Source organism: Streptomyces sp. NPDC093801, from assembly GCF_040701585.1.
Taxonomy (GTDB): domain Bacteria; phylum Actinomycetota; class Actinomycetes; order Streptomycetales; family Streptomycetaceae; genus Streptomyces.
This window is the reverse complement of record NZ_JBFBDP010000011.1, coordinates 172452-196515: the sequence shown is the minus strand read 5'-3', so window position 1 is coordinate 196515 and position 24064 is coordinate 172452. Positions and strand designations below refer to the sequence as shown.

Annotated in this window: 28 protein-coding genes and 2 pseudogenes; 21 read left to right on the top strand and 9 right to left on the bottom strand. The window is 71.6% G+C overall.

Translation table 11 applies throughout. The features are described 5' to 3' along the window. The first annotated feature begins 226 nt into the window (after positions 1 to 226). Together AB0469_RS15205 and AB0469_RS15200 are read left to right on the top strand one after the other, a co-directional pair. Positions 227 to 457, top strand: a complete 231-nt coding sequence (locus tag AB0469_RS15205; protein ID WP_366451836.1) for a DUF5133 domain-containing protein — start codon at positions 227 to 229, stop codon at positions 455 to 457. A gap of 52 nt (positions 458 to 509) precedes the next feature. Next, complete coding sequence (locus AB0469_RS15200) at positions 510 to 854, top strand: hypothetical protein (RefSeq protein ID WP_366451835.1); 345 nt, start codon at positions 510 to 512, stop codon at positions 852 to 854. A gap of 90 nt (positions 855 to 944) precedes the next feature. On the opposite strand, the gene AB0469_RS15195 is transcribed toward AB0469_RS15200, so the two are convergent. Both AB0469_RS15195 and AB0469_RS15190 read right to left on the bottom strand, forming a co-directional pair. Next, a complete protein-coding gene (locus AB0469_RS15195; protein ID WP_366451834.1) occupies positions 945 to 1319 on the bottom strand; it encodes a VOC family protein in 375 nt (124 codons plus the stop codon). Between the two features lie 259 nt (positions 1320 to 1578). Then, positions 1579 to 1986 (bottom strand): annotated as a pseudogene (locus AB0469_RS15190) (alpha/beta hydrolase); the annotation flags it as partial. A gap of 2 nt (positions 1987 to 1988) precedes the next feature. On the opposite strand from AB0469_RS15190, the gene AB0469_RS15185 reads away from it, so the two are divergent. From AB0469_RS15185 to AB0469_RS15170, 4 genes are all read left to right on the top strand, one after another. Beyond that, the gene (locus AB0469_RS15185) at positions 1989 to 2399 is read left to right on the top strand and encodes a helix-turn-helix domain-containing protein (RefSeq protein WP_366451833.1); all 411 of its coding nucleotides are present in this window, start codon (positions 1989 to 1991) and stop codon (positions 2397 to 2399) included. A 59-nt stretch (positions 2400 to 2458) separates the two neighbouring features. Continuing rightward, the gene (locus AB0469_RS15180) at positions 2459 to 2791 is read left to right on the top strand and encodes a PadR family transcriptional regulator (protein WP_366451832.1); all 333 of its coding nucleotides are present in this window, start codon (positions 2459 to 2461) and stop codon (positions 2789 to 2791) included. Between the two features lie 2 nt (positions 2792 to 2793). Then, positions 2794 to 3171: a DUF1048 domain-containing protein gene (locus tag AB0469_RS15175; RefSeq protein WP_366451831.1), complete on the top strand. Its 378-nt coding sequence runs from the start codon at positions 2794 to 2796 to the stop codon at positions 3169 to 3171. A 144-nt stretch (positions 3172 to 3315) separates the two neighbouring features. Next, the gene (locus AB0469_RS15170) at positions 3316 to 4554 is read left to right on the top strand and encodes a serine hydrolase domain-containing protein (protein WP_366451830.1); all 1239 of its coding nucleotides are present in this window, start codon (positions 3316 to 3318) and stop codon (positions 4552 to 4554) included. A 298-nt stretch (positions 4555 to 4852) separates the two neighbouring features. Here AB0469_RS15170 and AB0469_RS15165 read toward each other — a convergent pair whose 3' ends face one another. After that, entirely contained in the window at positions 4853 to 5755 is a 903-nt protein-coding gene (locus AB0469_RS15165; protein WP_366451829.1) for a hypothetical protein, read from the bottom strand. 1595 nt (positions 5756 to 7350) lie between these two features. Here AB0469_RS15165 and AB0469_RS15160 point away from each other — a divergent pair. The 3 genes and pseudogenes from AB0469_RS15160 to AB0469_RS15150 all read left to right on the top strand — a co-directional run bounded on the left by AB0469_RS15160 (position 7351) and on the right by AB0469_RS15150 (position 8844). Next, entirely contained in the window at positions 7351 to 7863 is a 513-nt protein-coding gene (locus AB0469_RS15160; RefSeq protein WP_366451828.1) for a hypothetical protein, read from the top strand. A 283-nt stretch (positions 7864 to 8146) separates the two neighbouring features. Then, positions 8147 to 8251: pseudogene (locus AB0469_RS15155) on the top strand (XRE family transcriptional regulator); the annotation flags it as partial. A 143-nt stretch (positions 8252 to 8394) separates the two neighbouring features. Next, a complete protein-coding gene (locus AB0469_RS15150; RefSeq protein WP_366451827.1) occupies positions 8395 to 8844 on the top strand; it encodes a spore-associated protein in 450 nt (149 codons plus the stop codon). Between the two features lie 526 nt (positions 8845 to 9370). Here the strand turns inward: AB0469_RS15150 and AB0469_RS15145 are convergent. Beyond that, entirely contained in the window at positions 9371 to 9850 is a 480-nt protein-coding gene (locus tag AB0469_RS15145) for a MarR family transcriptional regulator (RefSeq protein ID WP_366451826.1), read from the bottom strand. Between the two features lie 101 nt (positions 9851 to 9951). On the opposite strand from AB0469_RS15145, the gene AB0469_RS15140 reads away from it, so the two are divergent. The 7 genes from AB0469_RS15140 (at position 9952) to AB0469_RS15110 (ending at position 14827) form a co-directional block, all read left to right on the top strand. Then, positions 9952 to 10341 carry a DoxX family protein gene (locus tag AB0469_RS15140; RefSeq protein WP_366451825.1) on the top strand — a complete coding sequence of 130 codons (390 nt, stop codon included), beginning with the start codon at positions 9952 to 9954 and terminating at the stop codon, positions 10339 to 10341. 47 nt (positions 10342 to 10388) lie between these two features. Next, a complete protein-coding gene (locus AB0469_RS15135; protein WP_366451824.1) occupies positions 10389 to 10997 on the top strand; it encodes an ester cyclase in 609 nt (202 codons plus the stop codon). A 558-nt stretch (positions 10998 to 11555) separates the two neighbouring features. Further along, positions 11556 to 12134 (top strand): matrixin family metalloprotease, encoded by a 579-nt coding sequence (locus AB0469_RS15130; RefSeq protein WP_366451823.1) that lies wholly within the window; start codon positions 11556 to 11558, stop codon positions 12132 to 12134. Further along, entirely contained in the window at positions 12131 to 12607 is a 477-nt protein-coding gene (locus AB0469_RS15125; protein ID WP_366451822.1) for a hypothetical protein, read from the top strand. Before AB0469_RS15130 ends, AB0469_RS15125 begins: the two co-directional genes overlap by 4 nt. Before the next feature lie 38 nt (positions 12608 to 12645). Next, positions 12646 to 12945, top strand: coding sequence for a barstar family protein (locus tag AB0469_RS15120; RefSeq protein ID WP_366451821.1), 300 nt, complete (start codon positions 12646 to 12648; stop codon positions 12943 to 12945). Between the two features lie 311 nt (positions 12946 to 13256). After that, positions 13257 to 13418 (top strand): hypothetical protein, encoded by a 162-nt coding sequence (locus AB0469_RS15115; RefSeq protein WP_366451820.1) that lies wholly within the window; start codon positions 13257 to 13259, stop codon positions 13416 to 13418. Between the two features lie 86 nt (positions 13419 to 13504). After that, complete coding sequence (locus AB0469_RS15110) at positions 13505 to 14827, top strand: UDP-glucose/GDP-mannose dehydrogenase family protein (protein WP_366451819.1); 1323 nt, start codon at positions 13505 to 13507, stop codon at positions 14825 to 14827. Positions 14828 to 15088: 261 nt separating this feature from the next. On the opposite strand, the gene AB0469_RS15105 is transcribed toward AB0469_RS15110, so the two are convergent. Beyond that, positions 15089 to 15430, bottom strand: coding sequence for a hypothetical protein (locus tag AB0469_RS15105; RefSeq protein WP_366451818.1), 342 nt, complete (start codon positions 15428 to 15430; stop codon positions 15089 to 15091). Positions 15431 to 15484: 54 nt separating this feature from the next. On the opposite strand from AB0469_RS15105, the gene AB0469_RS15100 reads away from it, so the two are divergent. Beyond that, on the top strand, positions 15485 to 15769 hold the full coding sequence (locus tag AB0469_RS15100; protein ID WP_366451817.1) for a hypothetical protein: 285 nt from the start codon (positions 15485 to 15487) through the stop codon (positions 15767 to 15769). Positions 15770 to 16072: 303 nt separating this feature from the next. Next, positions 16073 to 16402: a hypothetical protein gene (locus tag AB0469_RS15095; RefSeq protein ID WP_366451816.1), complete on the top strand. Its 330-nt coding sequence runs from the start codon at positions 16073 to 16075 to the stop codon at positions 16400 to 16402. Between the two features lie 167 nt (positions 16403 to 16569). Here AB0469_RS15095 and AB0469_RS15090 read toward each other — a convergent pair whose 3' ends face one another. From AB0469_RS15090 to AB0469_RS15080, 3 genes are all read right to left on the bottom strand, one after another. After that, the gene (locus tag AB0469_RS15090; protein ID WP_366451815.1) at positions 16570 to 16824 is read right to left on the bottom strand and encodes a hypothetical protein; all 255 of its coding nucleotides are present in this window, start codon (positions 16822 to 16824) and stop codon (positions 16570 to 16572) included. Between the two features lie 157 nt (positions 16825 to 16981). Further along, a complete protein-coding gene (locus AB0469_RS15085; RefSeq protein ID WP_366451814.1) occupies positions 16982 to 17452 on the bottom strand; it encodes a hypothetical protein in 471 nt (156 codons plus the stop codon). A 287-nt stretch (positions 17453 to 17739) separates the two neighbouring features. Further along, positions 17740 to 18681 (bottom strand): alpha/beta hydrolase, encoded by a 942-nt coding sequence (locus AB0469_RS15080; RefSeq protein ID WP_366451813.1) that lies wholly within the window; start codon positions 18679 to 18681, stop codon positions 17740 to 17742. Between the two features lie 127 nt (positions 18682 to 18808). Here AB0469_RS15080 and AB0469_RS15075 point away from each other — a divergent pair, with 127 nt between their 5' ends. The 3 genes from AB0469_RS15075 (at position 18809) to AB0469_RS15065 (ending at position 22243) form a co-directional block, all read left to right on the top strand. Next, a complete protein-coding gene (locus tag AB0469_RS15075; protein ID WP_366451812.1) occupies positions 18809 to 19480 on the top strand; it encodes a TetR/AcrR family transcriptional regulator in 672 nt (223 codons plus the stop codon). 484 nt (positions 19481 to 19964) lie between these two features. Beyond that, on the top strand, positions 19965 to 21278 hold the full coding sequence (locus AB0469_RS15070) for a competence protein CoiA family protein (RefSeq protein ID WP_366451811.1): 1314 nt from the start codon (positions 19965 to 19967) through the stop codon (positions 21276 to 21278). Between the two features lie 302 nt (positions 21279 to 21580). Then, positions 21581 to 22243, top strand: coding sequence for a methyltransferase domain-containing protein (locus AB0469_RS15065; protein ID WP_366451810.1), 663 nt, complete (start codon positions 21581 to 21583; stop codon positions 22241 to 22243). 365 nt (positions 22244 to 22608) lie between these two features. Here the strand turns inward: AB0469_RS15065 and AB0469_RS15060 are convergent, their stop codons facing one another. Beyond that, positions 22609 to 23283, bottom strand: a complete 675-nt coding sequence (locus tag AB0469_RS15060) for an RlpA-like double-psi beta-barrel domain-containing protein (RefSeq protein WP_366451809.1) — start codon at positions 23281 to 23283, stop codon at positions 22609 to 22611. Positions 23284 to 24064: the final 781 nt, after the last annotated feature.

The following is a 24064-nucleotide window of genomic DNA, read 5'->3' as shown; positions in this document are numbered from 1 at the left end:
CTCCGTACCGTGCGGGCGCGTGTACCCCGCTGCAGGGTGCCGACGCACGTGGACGAGCGGAACGGGCTCGGCCAGGGGGGAAGCAGGTATCGAGCGCCGCTGACGAGGCGTGCGTCGCTCGTGAGGAAGGGGTGCCGCGGCGCAGCGCACGCCGGGTGGGATTCAACCGTGGTCGGCAGGGTAGGCGACGGCCACAAGATCGATCAGTTGGCGGAAGGTGAATCCCATGTTGATGGCCCACCCGGCTGTGCTCCCCGGCCTCGTCGACCGCTACTGGGCACTGTCCGTACGTGATGCCGCAGGCGGTGCCTCGTCCGTACGCGAGGAGATGCGGGACGTCGAGCAGGCCCTGTGCGTGGCCACAGGTACGGCGGACGTGCACGCCGCGTTGATAGCCGCTCGGCACCACCTGCCCGGCGCGGGCGCTCTCGACGACTCCGTACTCGACTCCCGCTGATCGTGCCGGCGGGGGCCGGGCACCCGGCACGCCCGGAGAGGAGGAACACCTGATGCCACGCCACTCTCCGTCGCAGCACACCGAGGACGGACGCTACGTGGTCGTCAACGGCAGACGCTGGCGGGCCACCGACCCCGAGCTGCCCCCCGATGTCGCCGGCCGCCTGCGTGCCCACCTGATGGAGGCCCGTCGCGCCGTCGGGGCCGCCCTGCGGACCCACGACGAGGTCGCCGAAAGCGCAGCCAGGAAGCGAGTCCAGACGGCCAAGGTCGCCCTCGGCGAACGCGGCACCCCGTGGTGGGACCAGACCACTGCGCAACGGCGGACACGGTGGCTGGACGGACTGGCGTCCCTGGACGCGGATGCAGGGCCACTCCAGGCCCCCGAGGCGCCGTGACCGCGGGCTCCGGCGCTCCGCCGTGTGGATCACGCGCGACCGCCCGGTCGGGCACCCGGCTCGGGCGCTCGACCGGGCACACCGGCCCGGTTACAGATACGGACGGGTGATCAGCTCGACGTAGTGACCGGCGGGGTCCCTGACGTACAGGCCCCGGCCGCCGTGCTCGGTGTTGACCTCGCCCGGGCGACGCATCTGCGGGTCGGCCCAGTGCGCGACGCCCTGGTCGCACAGCCGACCGTACGCGCGGTCGAACAGTTCGTCGTCGAGCAGGAAGGCGTAGTGCTGCATCTGGATCTCCACCGGCGGCTCGGCGAACTGCAGGAGTACGCCGTCGGCGAGCTGGATGTTGGCGAACGGGCCCCAGGACGGTGCGTCCGCGACTTCGAGCAGGTCGCGGTAGAACCGGGCCGACTCGTTGCGGTCCTTGGCGGCGATGATGGTGTGGTTGAACGTGGCTGTCACGCGGTTGGCCTCATGGTTGTTCGACACGGGAAACGGACTCGCGGTGCGCGAGTGCCGGGAGGTCCGCGTGCCGAACCGAGAAGGTGCGCTCTTCGCACCCGCCGTGCGGTCAGCTCTCCACCGGATAGCCGATCCGTGGGTGGCGCAGTGCCGGTCCGGTGTTCACGAGGGCGACGCTACTCGATGAAGATCACTGTGGCAACGAGGGAACCCGGGGCGGGCGGTCCAGAGCGCCTGCCGAACGGCAGCCCCGTCCCGGTCACGCTGCCGTCGCGTCCTCACCGGCCAGGAACGGATGCAGCAGCGCGAGCAGGGCGTGCGGCCGGCGCAGCGGGATGATGTGGCCGCAGTCTTCGATGACGTGTCCGGTGAGATCGTCGGTGACCGGGCGGAGTCGGCGTTCCAGCGCAGTACCGACGGGCCGGGCGCCCAGCGCCATCGTGGGTAGCGTCAGGCGGGCAGTGGCGACTGCCCGCTCGATCTGTACGGCGCTTTCGGGTAGGGCCCGGCAGTACGAGAACGCGCAGCTCGGCGCTTGGCGGCCGGTGTATGCGCGGACGAACGCGTCCCGGAGGGCGGGGCGCACCCCGTCGCCGGGTGTGCCGGCACTGGGGAACCGGTCGACGTAGGCGGCCTCGTGGCCCTCCGGCACGGTCTCGGACCCGCCGGTTGCTCGACCGCATCGGCACCAAGTGGACGTCGTTGGCGGTCAAGGTGCTGGCCGAGGAGGCTCCGGGTGAGCTCCGCTTCGCGGAACTGCGGCGCCGTGTCCCGGGCATCTCACAGAAGATGCTGTCCGTCACCCTGCAGAGCCTGGTCCGCGATGGTCTGTTCGCGCGCCGCGTGGAACCCACCGTGCCGCCCGCCGTCCACTACCTGCTCACCGAGCTCGGCCTGTCCCTCGAAGTACCGCTCTCCGCCCTGCGGGTCTGGGCCGGGACGCACATGCCGGAGATCGACCGCAGCAACCGGCTCGCCGACGAGTCCGCCGCATGTTCGCCACCGGACCGTCACCGGTGGCCTGCTGCCGGAGCCACCGTCCGCTGCGCTCAGCTAATCCGTCTTGCTAAGTACCGGTAGTCAGCGTTACGGTGTACCGGTACTCAACGACGCTCAATAGTGCACGGGGGAGGTGTTCCATGGCCAAGCTGCTGACCGAGATGCTCAAGGGCACGCTGGAGGGCATCATCCTCGCGTCCCTGGCCGGCAGGCCCGCCTACGGGTACGAGATCACGGCGCGCCTGAGGGAGCAGGGCTTCTCCGACATCGCCGAGGGGACCGTCTACGCGCTGCTCGTCAGGATGGAGAAGCGTGGTCTCGTCGACGTGGAGAAGGTCGCCTCCGAGAAGGGGCCGCCGCGCAAGGTGCACTCCCTCAACGCCCGGGGGCGTGAATATCTCGAAGAGTTCTGGGGGACGTGGAGCTTCCTCGCGGAACGACTGGAACAGCTCCGCGAAGGGGAGGGCGGGTAGTCATGTCCGACGTAGGGAAGAGCGGGATCATCGCGAAGGTGATCGGGCCCAAGAAGCGGTGGCGGGCGTACAAGGCGCGCGTCAAGGAGCTGCCCGGGGGTCACCGTGTGGCGGTCGAGGCGGTCGAGCGGTACCTGATGCACTTCGTGCCGGTCGACGCCGACAGCAGTGCGTCGATGTTCGAAGACCTCGCGGACCTGTTCGAGCAGGCCGCGGTCGACGGCACGCCGATCCGCGAGATCGTCGGGGAGGACCCGGTGGAGTTCGTCGAGGCCTTCGCGCAGAACTACTCGGACGGCGGCTACGTCCCCGCCCGCGCGCGCAAGCGGCTCACCGACGACATCGAGCGGGCCGCCGCCGAAGCAGACGGGGCGGTCTGACGGCGCCACGGCGCACGTACGTCCACGGGGTGGCTCCCGGCGGGCCACCCCTGCCGCATGCCGGCGGCGCCGTCATCCGGGCGGCAGCACGCATCACGAACGCCGCCGGACCGGCTTTCACGACATCGAACAGGGGGATTCACGGTGAGACAAGGCAACAACGGCTTCTCCGGGGCGGGACTGCGCAGACTGAGCGAGGTGCTGCGGCGGCACGTGGAGTCAGGCAGGATCCCCGGGCTCGTCGCCCTGGTGAGCCGGGGCGAGGAGACCCACGTCGAGGCAATGGGGACGATGCGCCACGACGGCGGCCCGCCGATGCGCCGGGACACCATCTTCCGGATGGCCTCGACGACCAAGCCGGTCGCGTCCGCCGCGGCGATGGTCCTGCTGGACGAGTGCCGCATACGGCTGGACGACCCGGTGGACCCGTGGCTGCCCGAGCTCGCCGACCGGCAGGTCCTCAAGCGGGCCGACGGCCCGCTCGACGACACCGTCCCGGCGCGGCGCCCGATCACCGTGAGGGACCTGCTCACCTCCACCCTCGGCCTCGGGCTGGACATGACGGCACCGACCTCCCCCATCATGGGCGCGTTCTTCGAACGGGGCGTGTACGGGCAGGAGGACGGCTGGCTGCTGCCGGCACCGGAGCCGGACGAGTGGATGCGCCGCCTGGGCACGCTCCCCCTGATGCACCAGCCCGGAGAGCGCTGGCTCTACAACGTCGGCGACGACGTACTCGGAGTGCTGGTGGCCAGGGTCACCGGCCAGTCGTTCGAGGCGTTCCTGCGCGAGCGGATCTTCGAGCCGCTGGGGATGAAGGACACCGGCTTCCACGTGCCCGCCGACAAGATCGACCGGCTGCCGCCCCTGTACGCCCCCGACCCGCAGACCGGCGAGTTCACGGTGGCGGACAAGGCCAAAGGCGGACACCACAGCCGGCCCCCGGCGTTCCAGTCCGGCGGCGGCGGACTCGACTCCACCGTCGACGACTACCACGCCTACTTCCGGATGCTCCTGAACCACGGGACGCACGGCGGTATGCGGATCCTCTCCCGGCCCGCCGTCGAACTCATGACCACCAACCGCCTCCCCGCCGCACAGCTGGCCGACCGTGAAACCCGGGCCCGCGATCTCGTCCACCTGTCACACGGTCAAGGGCAGCACGGCGGCTGGGGCTTCGGGATGGCGGTGCGCACCTACCGCGGCGACTACGCGCCCATCGGCCAGTTCGGCTGGGACGGCGGAACCGGCACCACCACGTACGCCGACCCGCACCACGGGCTCGTCGGCATCCTCCTCACCCAGACCGGCATGTCCACTCCGGACTCGGCGCGGGCCGCCAACGACTTCTGGACCACCCTCTACCAGGCGATCGACGACTGACTCGCCGACCTGGTCGGGGCCGCCGCGGCATCACCCCGGAAGGCCTCGACCGGGCTCCGGCCGCCTACCGGCCCCGCAGCGTCGTCGACCGCTGCTTCGACCACCGGCGGCTGGAGCAGGGTACGTCCCCCGCCACCCGCCACGACGATCGCGCCCGCCACCAACAGGCCCTGGTCACCCTCGCTGCCTATGACCACGGTCCGGGCATGTCCGTTGTCACGGTGACCCACACGGCACCGCTGGATGAAGCCGGTCCGGAGGATCTCAAGACCCAGGAGTGAGCCCGTCATCCGGGCTTTCAAACGCCGCCCTCGATGAGGGTCCAGCCGGGGGAGATGTCGTCCAGCGGCCCGACGCTCTTGTAGTCGCCGTCGACCAGCGTCGAGGCCGAGGCGGTGCCGTCGGACTTGTAGAAGAGCAGGCTGTCCGCGGTCCGGCCCACCTTCTCCCAGAGGTCGGAGGTGCCGACCCCGCGGAAATTGAAGATCCAGCCGTCGGTCGCCGTGCCCGCCCGCAAGTCGAGTTTCCCGCTCGCCTTCGCCCAGGACAGCACCGAGTCCCTGGTGGCGGTCAGCTGGCCCAGGTGGTCCTCCCCCACCAAGCTGCCCCTGCGCCCGTAGACGCCGTTCTCCAGGGTTCCGTACTCGCTCTCGTCCCACGAGAAGGTGGCCGCCCCTGGCCGGGCCGCGGCGGTCAGCGTGTCGCACGACCCGGCCATCGTCACCCAGCCCTTCTTGAAGCCGTCGTAGGTGCGGACCTGTTGGTACGTGCCGTTCCGCAGGGTGCCGGTGATGCCGCGGCCGGTCTGGCCGTTGTAGAAGAGCACCGAGTCGCCGGAGGCCTCGACCTGGGTCCAGCCCGTCGGGAAGTCGCTGTAGGTGCGGGTGCGCGCGTACTCGCCGCCGGTGAAGGTGCCGACCTCCCCAGCCCCGGTGATCTTGTTGTACAGCAGCAGCGAATCGTGGCTCGCCGCCGCGTGCGTGTAGCCGCGCGGCAGGTGGAACTCCCCGTTGGACTCCCAGTGGCCGGCCGAGAGGGTGCCGCTGACGGCAGAGCCGCTACCGGTCCGGTAGAACAGGATCGAGGTGTTCCCGCCGCTGCCGAAGCAGGACACGGAAGCGGACGCGGGGGTGACGGGGCCCGCCAGCAGCACCGCCACCGCAGAAGACGCCAGCGTGATCGCCAGGGATTGCCTCATCATGTGCCCCATTTCATTGCACGTGGGCGCGCGCGTCGGGCGTCGTACGGTCGCCCGTGCGCAGAGGGTTCCCCGCCTGGAAGCGGTTACAGCGGCCGAGGCCACGGGGCGGTCGAGGCTGTGAAGGGCGGCACGACCGGGACTCCAACAGGGCGCCACCGGCGGTTCCCGCCCATGGGCGACGTCCTCGTCCATTCTGCGCCGCATCGGGATCCGCCGCATCCAGGCCCGGCACCCAGGACGGGAACACACATCCGACCAGCGGTCCGCCCGTGCCGAGGGAGCGACCGGCCGCCCTCACCGGTGGCGAACTGGCCCGCCGGAGCTGGGACCTGGCCGCCGGCACCGTGAGCGGGACGCGGGCGCTCCCCCCCCCACACACCCGGACAGCCGAGCAGGACCGGCGTCGCTGGTGCTGGGCCGGGAGGGCTGGTTCGCCGCGATCGTCTCGCGCGAGCTCCTGTCTGCTGCCTCGTCTGCACCGGGCGACATTTCCCGCCCGGTGATAGCAGCGTCCCTGCGCAGGCGAGGCAGGCGAGGCAGGCGAGGCAGGCGCATGGCGAACGCCTCACGGGCCGCCGCCCGCGCACTGGACGAGGGGGCTGAGGCCGTGCTTCTGGTCCGGAGTCAGACGGTGTGGGAGTCGGGGGGGCGGTGACGGTGACCAGGACGCCGCTCCAGGGGATGGCGTAGCCGGCCGAGGCGGTGTCGGCGCCGATGCTCACGACACCCTCGATCTGCGGGGCCGGCGCCTGCCCGGTGTCGTCGCTGCGTACCGTGGCGTGGAAGGTGCCCTCGTCGCCGGTCCACGGGGTCGGCGCTGATCCGGGGGTCCCGTCGCCGGGCGTCCTCGGCGGCCCGCCACGGCTCGTCCAGGTCGGCACGGCCGGCCTGCCGGCCTGCGGTGCGCGGTGTGCGGACGCCGACCGGCTTGGCGCGCCGGCCCGGGGCCGGCGTGGGGCAGGCGGCGATGGCCGGCGGGCCGCCGATCGGCAGGGCGCGGCGATCCCCACCGCTCCAGAAGCCGGCGGACGGACCGGCTACTCACCTCAGGGGCGCGCGGGAGCTCCCGGAACACCTCTGCCCACCCGAGCCGCGACCAGACGGACCCGCGCGACTTGCTCCGCCGGTCACCAGACCGGGACTCCCGCCGCCGTCACCCACGGGCCCGTGGCCGCCAGTACGCACCCACAGTCGGCCGGTTCCCGCACGGCCGGGCGCCGCCCAGGAGGGGGGCGAGCAGCCGGGAGGACGGGAAGAGCGAACCCGCCGCGGCTTCGCCGTACCGCAGGCGCCGGGGTGTCCTGGCCGGCATCGTGCAGGTGACGGCCGATGAGCAGCCGACCACTCGCGGCCTGCCGGGCCGGGCGGCGCAGGCTCATTCGCTGCGGATCGGCTCGGATCCCGGGCGACGACACCGCTATTCTGGGCAGGGCGGCCGTCGCCCTGCGCGCGCTCTGCCGCAGCGCCCCGGGCCCCGGTGGCCTGCCTTCCGCGACACGGCGTATCCACACCGCTCCTCCACGCGCCGGCAAGCGGCGCCGCCACCCACCAGCTCAACGACGGGACCCGACTTGACCCAGATACCCGGAGCACGCGTGCCGGGACGGACCTGGACGGTCCGCCTCACCGGCCACCCCGACCACACCGTCTCCGTCACCTGCACCACCGGGGCGTGCCGGATGCCGCCCCGCTCCAAGGACGCCGCGAGCATGCGCCGCTTCGCCGCGGAACACGCCAAAGCCCACGGACGCCTCGCCCGCGCCCACCCCAGCGCCGCCTGCAGCTGCGGCAGCGCCCAGTGCGCCCTCCACGAAACCCGCGTCCACTGCACCGGCACCAACCTGCTGGTCCTCATCCACAACCCGGCCGTCGGCCAGGTCTGGACCCTGACCGAGCTCTGCCAGGCCTGCGCCCGGCACATCCCCCACATCACCATCGTGGCCAAGGCCGAGCCCGCACGCCCCGCCCCCGCGGCCCCAGCCGTGGAGCAGCCGACGCAGCGCGCCGTAGTGCCGGGCGGATTCTCCTCACCGGAGGCGGCTCCTGATCCCTCACCGGGCCGGCGCCCCACCCACCGGGCCCACCGTCAGCGCCGCTCACGGGGCTGAACCGGCGAGGCCCGTCCGCCGACCTTTCGCCGCGTGGACGGACGCACCGTCCCGCAGACTCGCCGCCTGGTCCGGCGACTTCCCGGACATGACCCTCAAGACGGTCTTCCGGCCCCGCTCGGCCCCGGGCTCCGCCGTCCTTCCCCGACACTGCAAACTCGGACGCACCCCTGGCTTGGCCGACGTACGGCGCCGGTGGCAGCCGCCGGTCGGCCAGCCGCCCGGCACCGGGCCGCCCGGCCGCCCAGGCGGCCGGGGCCACCGAGGACCGGCTGCCGTGTTCGCCGCTGAGGGCTGGCAGGAGGTCTACTTCAGGGACAGGGGCGGTCGCGCGGACGGGCTGCTGGTGGAGTTCACCGACATCGACTACATCGACGCGAGCCTCTGACCCCGCACCTGGCACCGGCGGCATCGGGCGGGATGGTACGGCGGCGCCGTCGCGTCCTTTTCGGGACGATGTGCAACCGTTCCGCCGTTTCGCACGTCCCACCCTGCAGGAGCGACCAACTCCAATGACCAGCAGGGGGAAACGTGCGATTCACCCGTTCCGTCATGACCACCACCGCATTCGCCGCCCTGGCCCTGGGGGCCACGACCGCGCTGGCGGCGCCGGCCACCGCAGCGCCCAACACCACGCCGCAGAAGGTCTGCGGAAGCGCCTACAAGACCGTGAACTCGGCCGCCATCGGCTCGCTGGGCACCGTCTACCTGACGTACAACGCCTCGAACGGCAAGAACTGCGTCGCGACCATCCGCAACAACCCGGGTGCGGCCGTGGACATGGCCCTCTGGATCGAAGTCCCCGACACCTCGGAGCGGGGCGAGGACTTCGGCCGGTACACGTCCTACGCGGGCCCGGCCTACGTGTACGGCAAGGGCCACTGCGTCGACTGGGGCGGGGGCATCGGCAACGTGCACGTGCAGGTGTACGACTCCAACTGTGGCGCGCGCAAGGAGCACCGGGTCACCGAGGTCCGCTGAGCCGAGCTCCTCCTGGCCGCGACGTTCCGTTCCGTCCTGCGGTCGTCGGGGGCAGGACCCACGGCCCGACGACCGCACGGGAACCGCCGTGGTCCGGCTCGCCCCGGCAGACTCGCCGAGTTCTGCCGGGGCGACGGTGCGTCAGGTCTCCTGGGACGAGCGGCCGGCCGTCCCGAGAGGGTCGACCGCCGATCATGAATCTGCAGCTTCGTGCAGGCGTCGGCCCTGGTCCTGATCACAGAAGAACCGAGGCAGAAGGGTTCCCTTCATGCGGCGGAGAAGGCACCGGATACCGGTCGGCCTGGCCCTCCCGGGCGCCTCGGGGGCGCCCGCCACGGTCCCGCCACCGGTCCTGGTGTGCCCGTGCCCGGGCTCGCGTCCCGGCGAGCGCGGCCGACACCCGGTGCCCCGGTTTTGAGCATCGGAGTTGTCCGTCCAGGCCGCCTACCGCGCTCGGTCACGGATGCACCCCCGGCCGGCTCCGGTGGCCGCACCGGGGGTGGGCGCATCGGGGGTGGGCGCATCGTCACCGCGGGCAGGTGGCGGCGGGGTCGATGGCCTGGTTGATGCGGTGGCCGATGGTGCGCAGGGTGCGCTGCTGGGTCTGGGTGAGGGGGTCGAGGACGAGGCGGCGGACCTCCTCGACGTGGCCGGGGGCGGTGGCGGCGACCTTGTCCCGGCCCGCTTCGGTGAGGAGGGCCAGGGTGTAGCGGCCGTTGTCCGGGTCGGGGGTGCGATGCACCCAGCCCTGCTTCTCCAGGCGCTTGACCACGTGGGACAGGCGGGAGAGCGAGCCGTTGGCGAGGAGGGCCAGCTCGCTCATGCGCAGGGTGCGTTCGGTGGCCTCGGACAGGGTGGCGAGGACCTGGTACTCGAAGTGGCTGATGCCCGCGTCGCGCTGCAACTGGGTGTCCAGCGCGTTCGACAGGTTGATCACCATCGCGGCCAGGGAGAGCCAGGTCTGCTTCTCCTCGGCGTTCAGCCAGCGGGGTTCATGCGTGTCCATGACCTCATCCTAGCTTGATCCTTCAAGTCGAATCCGCCCCTCTTCACTTGACGCTTCAAGTTTGGCGCGCTAGCTTTGAACTTGAAAGTTCAAGTTAATGAATGGGAAATCCCCTGATGAACACCGCCCTGTGGGCCATCTCTGGTGTCCTCACGCTCGTGTTTCTGGCAGCTGGGCTGATGAAGATCGGCCAGCCGCGCGAGAAGCTGGCCGCCGCCGGCATGGCCTGGACCACGGCATTCCCCCCGGGGGCGGTCAAGGCGGTCGGCGCCGTCGAGGTGCTCGGTGCCCTGGGGCTGACCGTCCCGGCCGCGCTCGGCATCGCGCCGGCCGTGGCGGCCTGGGCCGCCCTCGGGCTCGCGGCGACCATGCTCGGCGCCATCGTGCTGCACCTGCGCCGCAAGGAGGCGACGGCCCTCCCGGTCGCCCTGGTCCTGTTCGCCCTGGCCGCCGAGGTGGCCTGGGGCCGCTTCGGCCCCTACGCCTTCTGAACCCCACCCCTCCTCCCCCCCCCGCACACGTAGTCAAGGAGTTCGACATGATCAACCGCAGCAACGTCCTGAAGGGCGCGGGCGCCGCCGCCCTGGGCGCCCTCGTCCTCACCGCAGCAGCCACCGGAACCGGCCTGGCGGCCTCGGCCGCGAGCAGCCCGGAACCGATCGGCAACCCGGCCGCCACCTCGCAGGCCGAGTCTTCCTGGCCGGCCAACCTGACCCAGGAGGAGCGCAGGAACCTGCAGACCTTCGACGACCTGGACTTCAACGAGTACTCCGGTCAGCACTGGGACCGGATCGACGAGAGCCACGCGCAGAACATCCGCGTCCACTGGCCCGACGGCCACTACACGGACGGCCTCGACCAGCACATCGCCGACATGAAGAGCCAGTTCGTCTGGGCACCGGACACACGCATCACCGAGCACCCGAACCGCATCGCCAAGGGCAACCTGACCTCGGTGACCGGCGTCATGCAGGGCACCTTCACCAGGCCCATGCCGGACGGCAAGGGCGGCTTCATCCAGCCGACCGGCAAGAAGTTCTCCGTCAACATGGTCACCGTCGGCATCTGGAACAAGGCCGGAGTGATGCAGGAGGAGTTCATCTTCTGGGACAACCAGACCTTCTACAAGCAGCTCGGCCTCGCCTGACCCGCCCGCGGCCCGGCGGTGCGCAACCCGCCGGGCCACGCACAGACACCCCGAAGCGCCGCGCGGCCATGAGCTGGACCACGCCCGGAGCGGACCTGGGCATCGAACGGTCGGGCAGGCGCATCTCCGGCCCGGCGTTCGAGTGCGACGCGTGCGGGCCGCAGCCTGCCCTGCCCTGCCCTGCCCTGCCGGGTCGGGTCGGGCGCCGCCCGCGCAGGCGGAGGCCCTCGGCGGGCCACTCGGCGAGTCGGCCGGGCAGGGCTCCACCCCGAGGGCGCGCCCGTGCTCGACCGCCCGGCCGCGTACTTCGGACAGCTCCAGCTCGTCATGACCTGCCTCGGTCCCGCCCCGGTCCGGATGGCTCGCCGGCCCGACCTCGCCGGCCTCGGGGCCCTTGTTCCAACCGGCGGAGATCGCCCCTCTCCCGCGTTTACAGCTCCACCCCGGATTCGCTCACGGGTCAGAGCTGCCGGTGGCGTTGGAGGGTCGGCGCGCCCGTTCCCCTTCCGTCCACCGCACCCTTTGTGTTCGTCTGATCGCAGAGGGTATCTTCCGGGAGTGGCGTCTTCCCTGATCGGCCTCGCGGCGGCCACGGTGGCCACGGTCCTGCTGTCGTTACCGCACCCCGGGCCGCCTCTCAGGCAGGCCCCGCAGACGTGCGTGCCGTCCGGGCAGGATTCCCGGGGGCGGTCGTCCGTCGACCAGGGGGTGATCGCCTGGGAGGACGAGAGCGTCTTCGACGACGCCCGCACCCATGCCGTCGGCCAGTGGACCAGCGGCAACCTCAAGAAGGTCACCTTCCACCCGGACACCGCCTCCGAGATCGCCGACCTGGAGTGGAACGACACCCGCTCCAGCGGCGGCGACTGGAAGAACGTCCTGGCCCGCTGGACGGGCCTTCCCGGCACCGACAGCATCACCATGAACCGCTTCTACCTGGACGCCGGCGGAACTCGCGGCACCACCGCGCACCGGCGCCGCGTCGCCACCCACGAACTCGGACACGCCCTCGGCTTCTGCCACAAGAGCACCCGGGTCGCCTCCATCATGTGGGCCGACAACGCCGAGGCGGCGCGCGTCGGCATCGACCGGATCACCACCACCGACCGCAACGCCTACCACCAGCTGTGGGGATGACCATGAACAAACTCCTCGTCGTCGCCGTCTCGGCCGGTGCAGCGGCGGCCCTGGCCGGAGGCGCCTGGCTCGGCTGGGACCAGTACCGCGCCACGCACACCTCGAGCGAGTCCGTGCACGCCTTCGACACCACCAACCCGGCTCTGGTGGCACCCGAGGCGACCGCCGTGTTCACCGGCACCGTCCTGGAAGACCTCGGCCGGCGGACCGTCGAAGGCCTTCCGTCCGACGCCTACCGCGTGCGCGTCGACCGCGTCCTCAAGGGCGACGCGGCGGGGGAGATGCTGGTCAGCCAGAGCGACGAAGCCGAGCACAAGTACCAGGTCGGCCAGACCTACATGTGGGCCACCAACCCCGCCAGCCGCCCCGGGGAAGGGGTGGCACAGCTCTACGACGCCGACCCGCGACCGGCCGACGATGCCGACATCACCACCTGGATCGCCGCTCTGAAGGACCAGGTTCCGTCTCCTTGAGAGGTTGCGGCCGTGCCTCGGCTGGTTACTCTGCTGCGGTGACGGAGGACGACGCGTTGACCGTGGACCTGCGGGGTCGGCAGATCGCGACGCTCGAGGACTTCTGGGATGCGGTCGCGGAGCCGTGCGGGCTGCCGGAGTGGTTCGGCAGGAATCCGGATGCATGGGCGGACACGATCCACGCCCGCGGCATTTCGGAGGTGATCGACAGCCACGATGCCCTGGTCGTGCACGTCGACCAGCGCGGACTCTTCGAGGGCGGCCGGCGCGAAGGCGAGGTCCTGGCCGGCATCTTCGACGGAGAGCAGAACCGGCTCGTCGTCCACGCACTGAGCTGACCGCCAGGGCTGTGCTCGGCCTCGTGTCCGGACCAGGAGGGCGGCGAGGGGGAGTGCGCCGTGGCGGGCGATGGTGGGACCGTCCGTTCACATCGCCGGACCGCGCCGCCGGGCGCATGGTCGGACCGCTCCTCACGAACGACTTCCACGGCCTGGGCGCGCGCCGGGTTCGACCAGCATTTCATGCGCCGCCACGACCAGCGGATCCCGCCCGTCGCCTTCCACCCCGACGCCGGGGCCCTGGTCGTCATCGGCCTGTACGCCGACCGGCGGCGGGTGGCCGAGCGGGCCCGCGCGGCAGGGCTCAAGGTGTGTTCGGCGTCGACCCGAAAAAATTCCCCCGTCCGGACGGATCCTGGTTCCCCTACCCCCTGGACGCCCCGCAGAGCGGTGACGTGGTCGTACGGCAGACGGCCGCCCACGCGACCGGCGAGCTGGAGCGACGGCCGAACACCGGAACCGACGACGCCTGACGTCGCGGGCCGGGGAACGGCGCTAGCCTCTGGGAGCTGTTCCCCGGCCCCGCACGCGAGGCCCCTCCTGAAGTGAGAGTCAAGGAATGCGCGTTTCAGTAATCGGCTGCGGGCACCTCGGCATCCCGCACGCGGCCGCGATGGCCGAACTCGGCCACGAAGTCATCGGCGTGGACGTCGACCAGGCCAAGGTCGACCGCCTCAACGCCGGCGAGTGCCCCATCTACGAGGCCGGGCTGCCCGAACTCCTCGCCCGCCACACCGCGAGCGGCCGCCTGCGGTTCACCACCGACATCCGCGAGGCCGCCGCCGTCGCCGAGCTGCACTTCATCGGCGTCGGCACCCCCATCGACGCCGACGGCCGCTCCTACGACACCGGCCAGGTCTACGGCGCCATCCGCCAGCTCGCCCCCCACCTCGACCAGCCGTGCACGATCGTCGGGAAGTCCACGGTCACCGTCGGCACCACCGCCCGGGTCACCGCCCTCGCCCAGCGCCTGGCACCGGCCGGCGAAGCCGTCGAGGTCGTCTGGAACCCGGAGTTCCTGCGCGAGGGCCACGCCGTGCAGGACACCCTGCGCCCCGACCGGCTCATCGCCGGGCTGACCACCGCCGCGGGGGAGAAGGCGATCCGGGCCGTCTACGCCCCCATCCTCGACGCCGGCGTCCCCCTCTTCGTCACCGATCCCGCGACCGCCGAACTCGCCAAGGGCGCCGCCAACACCTTCCTCGGCCTGAAGATCAGCTACATCAACGCCGTCGCCGACATGTGCGAGGCCGCCGGCGGCGACGTCTCCCAGATCGTCGACATCCTCGGCATCGACCCCCGCATCGGCAGCGGCGGCATGCGCCCCGGCATCGGCTACGGCGGCGGCTGCCTCCCCAAGGACGTCCGCGCCTTCACCGCCTCCGCCCGCCGGCTCGGCGCCGACCGGGCCGCCACCCTCCTGCGCGCCGCCGAGGAGGTCAACGAGTCCCGTGCCGACGTCGCCATGGACCTGGTCAACCGCGCCCTGGCCGGCCGCTCCCTCAAGGGCGCCCGCGTCACGGTGTGGGGAGCGGCCTTCAAGCCCGGCACCAACGACGTCCGTGAATCCCCGGCCCTCGCCCTCGCCCACGCCCTCCAACGGGCCGGCGCCACCGTCACCGTCCACGACCCCCAGGCCGTGGCCACGGCCATGGTCCGCAACCCCGAGTTCGACTACACCGACGACCTTCCCGCCTCCCTCGACGGCGCCGACCTCGTCGTCCTGGCCACCGAATGGCCCGACTACCACCAGACCGACCCCGCGGCCCTGCTCACGCGCCCCGCCACCCCCCTGCTCGTCGACTGCCGCACCACCCTCGACCCCGAACCCTGGCGCACGGCGGGCTGGACCCTCCACCAGCTCGGACGACCCGGCAAATAGAACGGCCCCTCGGCGGCGAGGGCCCACGAACACCAGCACGCCCTGACAGGAGGCCCTGCCGTGAACCGCGGTGAAGTACTCCTCCGCCGTGCCGGTGACACCGAGGCCCTCGCCGCGGCCGACGTCCGGCTGCGCTCCTTCCTCACGGTCGCGCAGTGGCTTTCCAGGCGGCGGTGACACACCCTTCTGAGGTGCGTGCCTCCGGACCTGGCCGGAAGCCCGCCACGATCGCCGACCATCGCGAGGTGGTCGGCTTCTGCATCACGGCCCAGGTGTGTTGTCCCGGCGGCGTTGGATGCCCGGTTCACGGCAGGTTTGCCGCCAGGTGTTCCTGCTGTGGACCCAGGCGTTGTCGGTCAGCCTGAGCGCGACGAGGTCGGTGTCCCGGGCGAGCATCATCGCGGGCGTCGATCCGCCCGTCGAAGAGGGGGTGGCCACTGCGGGCGATGCCGACCAGCGGCATCCGGGTGAGCTGCCGGGTCCGGATCTCCGGGTCGAGGAGTCCCAGACGCCCAGTTCGACCTCCACCCGGCCCTGCCGCAGCCCGGAACGGCCTTCCAGCGCCTCCAGCGCCTTCCAGCGCCTCAGGCACGAAGACGACATGCCGTGGCAGGTCCCTTGGTCGCCTGGGCCGGCCTCCCGCTGGTCGGTAGGAACATGGTGGAACTGGAAAAGGACTTGATCGCGTATGCCGAGGCGCATGACGTGCAGTTTCGCTACACGCCCGAGGGCTACCCGGGGCCGGACGACCCTGGGATCGTCATGCGTGCGCAGCTGGACGGGACGGTCCCTCGATCGCGTCCGCTGTTCATGGTGCCGCGCGACGGCGCATGGACGGAATGGGACTCGCTGCCCTCCGAGGAGTACAAGCGTGCCCACGTCACCGGGCTCCCTCCGGTGAGTACCACGCCCCCGGACAGTCCATGGCCCGATGAGGTGTGACTCCGAATGGCCGGCCATACCCGTCGCCCTGCTCTGCTCTTCCTGGACCCGGTACTCCGACCACGGACCGGGCCTGGAACTCCTCCACACCGGCCCCGGAACCCGCGTCCTGGACCTCGGCGCAGGCAAGCGCGACGACCTCGCCCGGGTGGCCTCCACCGGCAGGCCGGGGGCCGGTTCGTCTCCTCCCACCTGCCCCGTCCGGGGCGTGACCCCATGCGCGGAAGCGGACACGGTCCGACAGGAGCCGGGGCGACACGATCAGCTGCCCTTCACTACTGTCACATGGGAAAGGATGTGGACATGGCACTGGTCAAGAAGAGGTCACGGCTCATCACGGTGGACGGCACCACCTACCGGTGGCGGCTCCGCGGACGGCCGACCTACGACCAGGGCCTGGTCGTGTCGCCCCTCACCTACGCGGTCGAACACGCCCGGACACCCGGCACCACACTGGTGATCACCACCGACCAGCCGCACCCGGGCAACTGGTTCGGGACAACCGGCAGCCCGGTCCTGCCCGCCCAGGTGGCTGACAGCGTCCGCACCGCTCTCACCGACGGCTGGACCCCCGAGAACCCAGGCTCACCGTTCCACCTCGACCAGTCAGCCGGCTTCGTCTCGTCCCACTGACCCACCCGCACTCAAGGACTTACCGACCCGGCCATCGCTGATCCGCATCACCACCGCTGGGCGGAGATGCTGCCGGACCCCGGATTCGCCACCGCTACCGGGCAGAGCCTCCCTTGCCCGCAGGTGCTGCGCGAGCGGCAGCTGCCCTTCCGCGGTGGGCCGGGGCGTCACCGGACGCCGGCCGCGAGGTCCTCGCGTACCTGGCGGCAAGGCGTGGGCAGGCCGGTGATCGGCAGGTCCGCACGCATGGAGCGCCACAGGACGAACCCGGCCCCGTCGCCGGGGCGGGCGATCTCGCCGAGGCGCGCGGCGGGGAGTTCCTGCAGGGGTTCCACGTCGGTGGGGCGGAGGTCGTCGGAGAACTCCCGGATGGCTGCCGGGGCGAGGAGCTCCTCGCGGCCGGGTGCCAGGCGGTGGGGCATGCGGGTCTCCCTCCCCGATGTCCAACGCCGCGGGTGACCAGGTGTCGTGTCCGTGCATTCCGCGTCGGATACCGGGGAGGCCATCGGACGCGATACCTCGCGGGGCTACCGTTTCGCGTCGGCGTTCTTGATGTCATGCGCACGCTGTCGCGCTGTCCTACAAGTGGTGCCACAGAGCCTTGGAGCTGTAGTCGCAGAATCCCGTTCTCACGCCGCCGACGCCGGCGTAGTCCGCGTAGATGCAGCCGTTGTGGAAGTGCACGTTCTCCAGCATGAAACTGGAGCCGTACGGGATCAGTGCCCAGTGCTGGTAGTCGCCGCCGTTGCAGGCGTGTGTCGTCGGCGCGTCGTAGTTCGGGTCGTCAAGGCACCCGTGTTTCCCGTTCCAGAGCTGATACACCTGGTATCCGTTCCAGGTCCCTACGTTCTGGAAGCCCCAGGCTTGGTAGGGCCCGAGGTTGCATGCCTGATCGGAGACGGACTGGTCCATGTACGCCCCTGAATCAAGGCACAGGCCGTTTCCGTTCTGGATGTTCTGGCCACTCGCGGCCTGGGCCGTGCCGGGCGCGAAGCCGATTGCCATTAACGCAACGGTCAGGACAGCCAGCTTCTTGGCGTACCGCTTCATCGAGCCCCCTCGGATCGCGGTCCGCCGGTGACGGGCCGTCAGGCTACCGATGCTCCCAGCAGCCCGAACCCACCTCAACACCGGCCGGGCAAAGGAATGCGATACCAGACGTTCCACATGTGACCGGGCCCCCGGGGAGCCCGGGTGGAACAGTCGACGGAGCGCTGTCCGTTGCCTGCTCCCGCCGCCGTCGCCGCCGTTTCCAGGGGAAAGGGGGTTCCAGGACGTCCGCGATCCCGGGGGCGCATGCGGCCGTCGGTCCGGGCGCGCTTCGGGGTGCCGTGGCCCTATGCGCCGCCGACCCCAGCGGGGTCGAGGGAGTCGATGTCCTCCATGAAGCTCAGCATCCGGGCGTTGACCACGTCGGGGTGGTCGATCTGCGGGCCGTGGCCGGTCGCGGTGATGATCTCGACGCGGGCTCCGGGGACGAGGCGGGGTACGCGTTCCAGCTGGCGCCTGGGGTGTACGAGCAGGCTGTGCTTGCCCATGATCACGTAGAGCGGGGTCCGGATGGATCGCAGCGCGTCCTCGGCGAGCGGCAGGGGTGCGGGGCGGCGGATCCGGTACGCGCGGGCGCCGAGCTGGATCCACTTGCGCATCTCCGGGACGGCGATGACCGGCTGGTCCAGCCACTTGGCGAGCCGGGGACGCAGCGCCTTCGGGGCGAAGGTGGCGAAGAGGCTCACGAAGACCCAGGCGAAGAAGCGTAGGCCGACCTTCTCCAGCCCGCCGGGGTCGAGGGCGGTGACGGAGGCGAGCCGGCCGGGGCGCAGGTGGGCCTGGTTGAGGACGAGCCAGCCGCCGTAGGAGGAGCCGACGAGGTGGACCCGGTCGAGGCCGAGCGCGTCGAGGGCCTCGTCCATCCACTGCGCGGCGCGCTCGGGCTGCCACATGGGCTCGCGGTGGACGCTGCGGTTCGCATCGCCGGGGGTGTCGAGGGCGTAGACGGGGCGGTCGAGGCTGAGCCCGGGGGTGTTGGGGTACCACATGGCCGAGCCGTAGCCGGCGCCGTGGATCAGGACGATCGGGGTCCGGGACGCGGCGGCGGGGTCCGTGGGGCCGTACCGGTAGACGTGGGTGGTGCCGAAGCCGGTCTCCACGTCCGTCTCGGAGCGGACGGGCGCGCCCATCGCGAAGAGGACGTCGGCGGCGGCGAAGTAGCGGTCGCGCAGGGTGTCGTTGACGTAGCGGCCGACATCGCGGCGTACGCGGGCGGTGTTCTCGGGCACGGCGGCACCTCCTGGGAAGACCCGTTCTTGATGGTACGACCGTATCACCAACGTGGTACATCGGTACCATGAAAGGGTTCGGGCGGCGGAGCGCGAGCCCACTATCGACAGGCGGGGACACGGGAACATGCCGAAGCGCGTGGATCACGAGGAGCGGCGCGCCCAGATCGCCGAGGCGCTCATCCGGGTCGCGGGGCGACAGGGGCTGCACGCCGTCGGCATGCGCGACGTGGCCGCGGAGGCCGGTGTGTCGCTCAGGCTCGTGCAGTACTACTTCGAGACCAAGGAGAAGCTGCTCTTCTACGGACTCCAGCACCTGACCGGCCGCTTCACGGCGAGGGTGGGCGCCCGCCTGGCCGCCGCCGGCCTGGACCCCGGCCCTCGCGCGACCGTCGAAGCCCTGCTGCTGGCCTCGCTGCCGACCGACGACGAGAGCCGCACCTTCCACCTGCTGTACAGCTCGTACGCCATCCTGTCGATCACCGACCCGAAGCTGGCCGCCCAGCCCTTCATCGACAACCCCGACGCCGCGGAGAACGCCATCACCGGACTCCTCGAGCAGGCACAGGCGGCCGGTCTGGCCGACCCGGACGCCGACGCGCGCACGGAGGCGATCAGCCTGCTCGCGATGGCGGCGACCATGGGCACCAGCATCCTCGTGGGCCAGCGGACTCCGGATGCGGCGATCGCGGTGCTCGGCCACCACCTGGACCGGATCTTCACGACGGCCGGAACGCCCGAGCGGGGAGCAGGGTCAACAGCCGGAACACCCGAGCGGGGAGCAGGGGCAACAGAATGAACCGGCTCGCGTCGGCGCGGCGGCGAACAGCCGACCGGTGACCATCGCCACGGAGCACACCGGCTCCGAGCGGGAGACGGCCCTGCCGGTCTCCACCCGGGCCCGCCTTGTACGCGGGGTGCGCCGGGAGGGGCCTTGCCGAGCTGGTTCAGGTCGCGCAGGACCAGGGCCCACTTGCTCGCCAGAGCGGCGGCGTCGAACCGGCGCTCGGCGTGCTGGCCGCAGCCGGCGCTCTCCCGCTCGTCCTCGTACCCGACTACGCGCGACGGCCGTCGGAGCCGGACGCGCGAAGGCCGCCCGTGGCGGAGCGGTTCCCGAAGGACTGTGGCCGGGTTGAAGGGGATGCGGCGGGCCGCACGCCGGTGCGCAGTGCGGCCGTGGTTTCCGACGCGAGGGCGGGCATCGGTGCGCGGGGCGGATTTCGGCGCGATCATGGACCTGTCGTGCGGTCGTGGGGACGACCGCCCAGGGGAGGGGATTGCTCATGGTGTTCGTCGGGACCCACGCCGAGTGGGGGCGTGTCGACGTCACGTTGCCGGACCTCGGGTGCGGGCAGGACCGGACCGCGATTCACCGGCCGAAGGACGGGCCGGCCCCGCTGGTCTGCCGTGACCCGGCGTGCGGGTGGGCGCTGCACCTGGTGCACGTCACCCACGGCGGCCGGGACCTCTGGTACCTGCGGCACGCGGACGGCGCCCCGCACTGCCCGACGGCCGGGGAGTCGATGGCGCATCACCTGCTGAAGCTGGACCTGGCCCTGGCCGTCCGGGACGCCGGCGGGGAGGCCGAGCTGGAGGCGTTCGCGCCGGACGGGTCCTGGCGGGCGGACGTCCTGGCGACGATGCCGGACGGCCGCCTGGTGGCGCTGGAGGCACAGGTGTCCGCCATCGCGGTGGAGGACATCGAGCAGCGCACCGCCCGTTACTCGGCGGCCGGGGTGGAGGTCTGTTGGTTCACGGACCGCACGACCGTGCCGTGGCTCGGCGCGGTGCCGGCGGTCCGGCTGGCCCGGGCCGGGGACGGCGGCCCGCTCCTGGTCGTCGCCGGGGCGGCCCGGTTCGTACGGGAATGGTGCGTCCAGCGGCCGCTGTGCGAACGCGTCCCGGGGGCGCTCCCCTGCGGTGGACACGGCCGTTGGGAGGACGTCGTCGAACTGGCGCTGGGGCCGTTCGTGGCGGCCCTCGTCGCGAACACCGTGCGCCCGTACCGGCTTCGGGTCGGGGAACCGGTACTCCGGTGGATCACCCGGCGGTACTTCGAGTGGGAGGCCGAGCAGCTGGCGGCGTCCGAGGCGTACCGGCGGGCGGCCGAGCGGGCCGCGGCCGCCGAGCGGCGGCGGGAGCAGGACCAGGCCGACCACATGGCGCGCATCCGGGAGCTGGAAGCCCGCCAGGCCGGCCTTCGCCGCCCGGTCCGAGCGTGGGTGTGCCAGGAGACAGGGGATCCTGTCGCCGCCGTCCGTACGGGAAGGGACCCGGAACCCGCCTTCGCCATGGGGCTGTCGGTGACGGTGCACGGTGAGCTGTACGGGGTGATCTGCCCGGTGGCCAGCCGGCTGCCTGCACTGCGCCGGGAGCTGGAGGGGCTGGTGTTCTTCGCCGCGACGGAGCGGGAGGCGGCCCGTATCTCGGGGCAGGCCGCGCCGGGGCAACGCGTCGTCGTCCTGGAGGCCGAGGCGTCCGAGGTCCCCGAGCAGCGCGCCGGCGGCGGGGTGACCGTGACGCCGGTAGGCCGGGGCCCGGGCCGCATCAGCGTTCGGGACATGGTCCGGATCATGACGGGCGTCGACAGGGTGTGAGCGCCGGGCGGCCCCGCCACCCTCGGGCGGGCGCGGCCGGTCCTGACCGTAACCGCCGGGACCCCGGAGGCGGACGGACCCGGTGTCGCGGGGGAGGCCGGCGGGCCCGGTGCCCCGGGGCCGCCCCTCGGCGTACGGTGGTTGAGGCGCGCTGAAATCGAAGACACCGCCCCAGGCGCCCTTGTCGGCGGCCGCTCCTGCGCCGGGCGACCACGTGTCGCGGTGATCACGAAAGGAGGCCGTCCGGGGGAATCCGCGGTCCGGAACGCACCACGGTCACAGGTCGGGGCGAGACATGGGGGGTGACCGCTCATGAATACCGGGCCTGGAGCACCGCCTCCTACGCGCGGGCGATCCACGCCCCACAGCGTGCCCTGCCGCTGTCCCTGCGCGATGCGGAAGGCTGGTCCTCCCCCCTGGAACTGGAAAGGTGGTGTGCCCGGGCGGACGCGGCCGACCGGACCGTACTGCGCCGGTGCACCGACCGGGTCCTGGACATCGGGTGCGGCGCCGGCCGCATGGTCGAGGCGCTTGCGGGGCGTGGCCACCACGTCCTCGGCATCGACGTCTGTCCCATCGCAGTGATCACGACTGCCTGCCGGGGCGGCTCAGCGGTGAGCAGGTCGGTCTTCGAACCGCTTCCCGACGAGGGTCGGTGGGGGACCGCGCTGCTGATCGACGGCAATATCGGGATCGGTGGCGAGCCTCGACGGCTGCTGCATCGCATCCGGGAGGTCGTTGCCCCGGAGGGTCTCCTCCTGGTGGAGACCGCCGCCCGTGAGGTGGACGAGCGTCGCCGCGTCCGGATCCACTCCGGCCACCGGCCGGTCAGCGCCGTCTTCCCGTGGGCCGTGGTCGGGGTCGCTGCCCTCCGCCGTCACGCCGTGGCGTCCGGATGGACCGAGGCCGAACGGTGGACCAGCGGGCGAGGACGTCACTTCGTCGCGCTGCGCGCCTGCCGCTGAGCCCGGCTCCAGCACCGGTCCGTACGATCGCTGCAACGCACCCGCTGGGCCGTGCAACACCGGCGCTGCAACACGCCTGCGCGTTGCAGCCCTGACCTGTACGAACGCGACCCGACAGCCGTCAAGGGCACTGTGCTGCAGCCCGTGTTGCACCAACGTCCGGTGCCCGAATCAGAACGAAGGACCCGGGGGTCACGACGCCCCCGGGATCTCCACTTCGCTGAGCTCGCGGCTCAACGCCGGGCGAGGTGGCGTGTCACGCCCAGCCCACGCCCAGGCCACGCCCAGCTCTGCGAGAGCGGCGCCCGGGGCGTGGCAGTGTCCTCGTTCCTCCCGAGCCCGTGGCCCCGGTGGCGGACGGCCGGCTACTCCGCGAAACGCCAGGTGACGTTGATCCTCCCCTGGTCGAGGGGGGCGAGTGCCTCGAATGCGGCGCGCGTCAGGTCCAGGCCGTGCTTTTCCGCGGTCGGGCTGGCGTCAAGGACCGTCGCGACGATCGACTTTCCCTTGTACGTGACTATGACCTTCTTGCCGCAGTGAGAGGCCGAGTTTCCGAACATGGTCGGGTCGAGCGCGGCAACGAGATCGCGGTCGTTGAAGGCCCGGCCACACGCCCCGTCCACACCATTGCCGGAGAAGAAGTCCGCTGTTCCCTCGTAGCTCTTGCCCGGCTTCGGCTTCGGCTTCGGGGGTGCGGGCGTCGTCTTGCCCGGCTTCGGGGGTGCGGCCGTGGTCTTGCCCGGCTTCGGCTTCGGCTTCGGGGGTGCTGCGGTCGTCTTGCCCGGCTTCGGCTTCGGGGGTGTGGTCGTCTTTCCCGGTTCCGGGGGCGGTGCCGTCGTCCTGCCCGGTTCCGGAGCGCGAACGGCAAGGGACGGCTCGGTCTCGGTGGAGGCAGGCTCTTCCTGCGGTTCCGAAGCGCTCGGCGCCGAGATGGTGGTGCCGGTGTCCTCCGAGGCGGAGGCGGTGGCGGCGGTGATCAAGGCAGCAGGACCGGTGGCCAGTAGCGCGACCACCGCGGTTTTGGCGATTGTTGCTCGCATCAAATCTCTTTCATGTCGCATTCTGTGGCGCGGGTTCGGGGGAGTCGCAGGGGTTGTGCCGCACGACGGTCCTCGCGACCACACCACCGCGATGGCCATCGATGTGGGCCGACGATCGCAGCGCATCCATGATCACCAATCCTGCTCACGATCTGCAAGCGCTCCACTACTGGCCTTGATCAGTGGCCTCGTTGAAGATGCTCAGTAGGCCCTGTCCTTCGGATCAGGCCGACGTGTCCGGCGTCGCGGGTGCCCAGGTGGACGGAGGCGAGGAGCGATTCGGCGGCGGCGAGTGCCTGCCCGGTCGAGCGGACGTCGCGAGCCCGGCCGTGGGCGCGGGCCTCGGCGGGTACGGCAGAGGCCGGGATGCAGGGAACGGCATCGTGTTTGCCCTGCTCGTGAGAGCCTTCGGCCTGGATTCGGACGGCATCGGCAGGGCTGCATGAAGAAGGGCCGGTACCTGGCCTATGGGCGGTCATGCCCGTCGTATTCCAAGTGAAGGGCTGTCAGCAATGTGCTGCCGCTGCCCAGTACAACGCGGTCATGGCCGGCTACGAAATGGGCCAGGGCCACGCCGAACTCGCCCAGGCCTACGCCCGGGCAACCGCAGGCCGATGTCACCGGTTCCGGAGGTTTCCAGGACATCGCGTGCAGCGAGCGGGCCCTGGCGTGCCGCCGGTGTGCGCGAGCAGCGGACACCGCGGCGCATCCGCCGTAGGGGGCCCCAGCGGCGGACGGGTGCTGGAGATGGACAGACAGAGCGGGAACGTCGGCGACCTCG

Coding starts and splice junctions, on each gene's coding strand:
- AB0469_RS15060 (WP_366451809.1), bottom strand. CDS start 23,283: ATGCGAGCAACAATCGCCAAAACCGCGGTGGTCGCGCTACTGGCCACC.
- AB0469_RS15125 (WP_366451822.1), top strand. CDS start 12,131: ATGACCATGAACAAACTCCTCGTCGTCGCCGTCTCGGCCGGTGCAGCG.
- AB0469_RS15205 (WP_366451836.1), top strand. CDS start 227: ATGTTGATGGCCCACCCGGCTGTGCTCCCCGGCCTCGTCGACCGCTAC.
- AB0469_RS15090 (WP_366451815.1), bottom strand. CDS start 16,824: ATGCCCCACCGCCTGGCACCCGGCCGCGAGGAGCTCCTCGCCCCGGCA.
- AB0469_RS15095 (WP_366451816.1), top strand. CDS start 16,073: ATGGCACTGGTCAAGAAGAGGTCACGGCTCATCACGGTGGACGGCACC.
- AB0469_RS15180 (WP_366451832.1), top strand. CDS start 2,459: ATGGCCAAGCTGCTGACCGAGATGCTCAAGGGCACGCTGGAGGGCATC.
- AB0469_RS15070 (WP_366451811.1), top strand. CDS start 19,965: ATGGTGTTCGTCGGGACCCACGCCGAGTGGGGGCGTGTCGACGTCACG.
- AB0469_RS15200 (WP_366451835.1), top strand. CDS start 510: ATGCCACGCCACTCTCCGTCGCAGCACACCGAGGACGGACGCTACGTG.
- AB0469_RS15165 (WP_366451829.1), bottom strand. CDS start 5,755: ATGATGAGGCAATCCCTGGCGATCACGCTGGCGTCTTCTGCGGTGGCG.
- AB0469_RS15075 (WP_366451812.1), top strand. CDS start 18,809: ATGCCGAAGCGCGTGGATCACGAGGAGCGGCGCGCCCAGATCGCCGAG.
- AB0469_RS15110 (WP_366451819.1), top strand. CDS start 13,505: ATGCGCGTTTCAGTAATCGGCTGCGGGCACCTCGGCATCCCGCACGCG.
- AB0469_RS15145 (WP_366451826.1), bottom strand. CDS start 9,850: ATGGACACGCATGAACCCCGCTGGCTGAACGCCGAGGAGAAGCAGACC.
- AB0469_RS15140 (WP_366451825.1), top strand. CDS start 9,952: ATGGGAAATCCCCTGATGAACACCGCCCTGTGGGCCATCTCTGGTGTC.
- AB0469_RS15085 (WP_366451814.1), bottom strand. CDS start 17,452: ATGAAGCGGTACGCCAAGAAGCTGGCTGTCCTGACCGTTGCGTTAATG.
- AB0469_RS15135 (WP_366451824.1), top strand. CDS start 10,389: ATGATCAACCGCAGCAACGTCCTGAAGGGCGCGGGCGCCGCCGCCCTG.
- AB0469_RS15100 (WP_366451817.1), top strand. CDS start 15,485: ATGGTGGAACTGGAAAAGGACTTGATCGCGTATGCCGAGGCGCATGAC.
- AB0469_RS15175 (WP_366451831.1), top strand. CDS start 2,794: ATGTCCGACGTAGGGAAGAGCGGGATCATCGCGAAGGTGATCGGGCCC.
- AB0469_RS15105 (WP_366451818.1), bottom strand. CDS start 15,430: ATGTCGTCTTCGTGCCTGAGGCGCTGGAAGGCGCTGGAGGCGCTGGAA.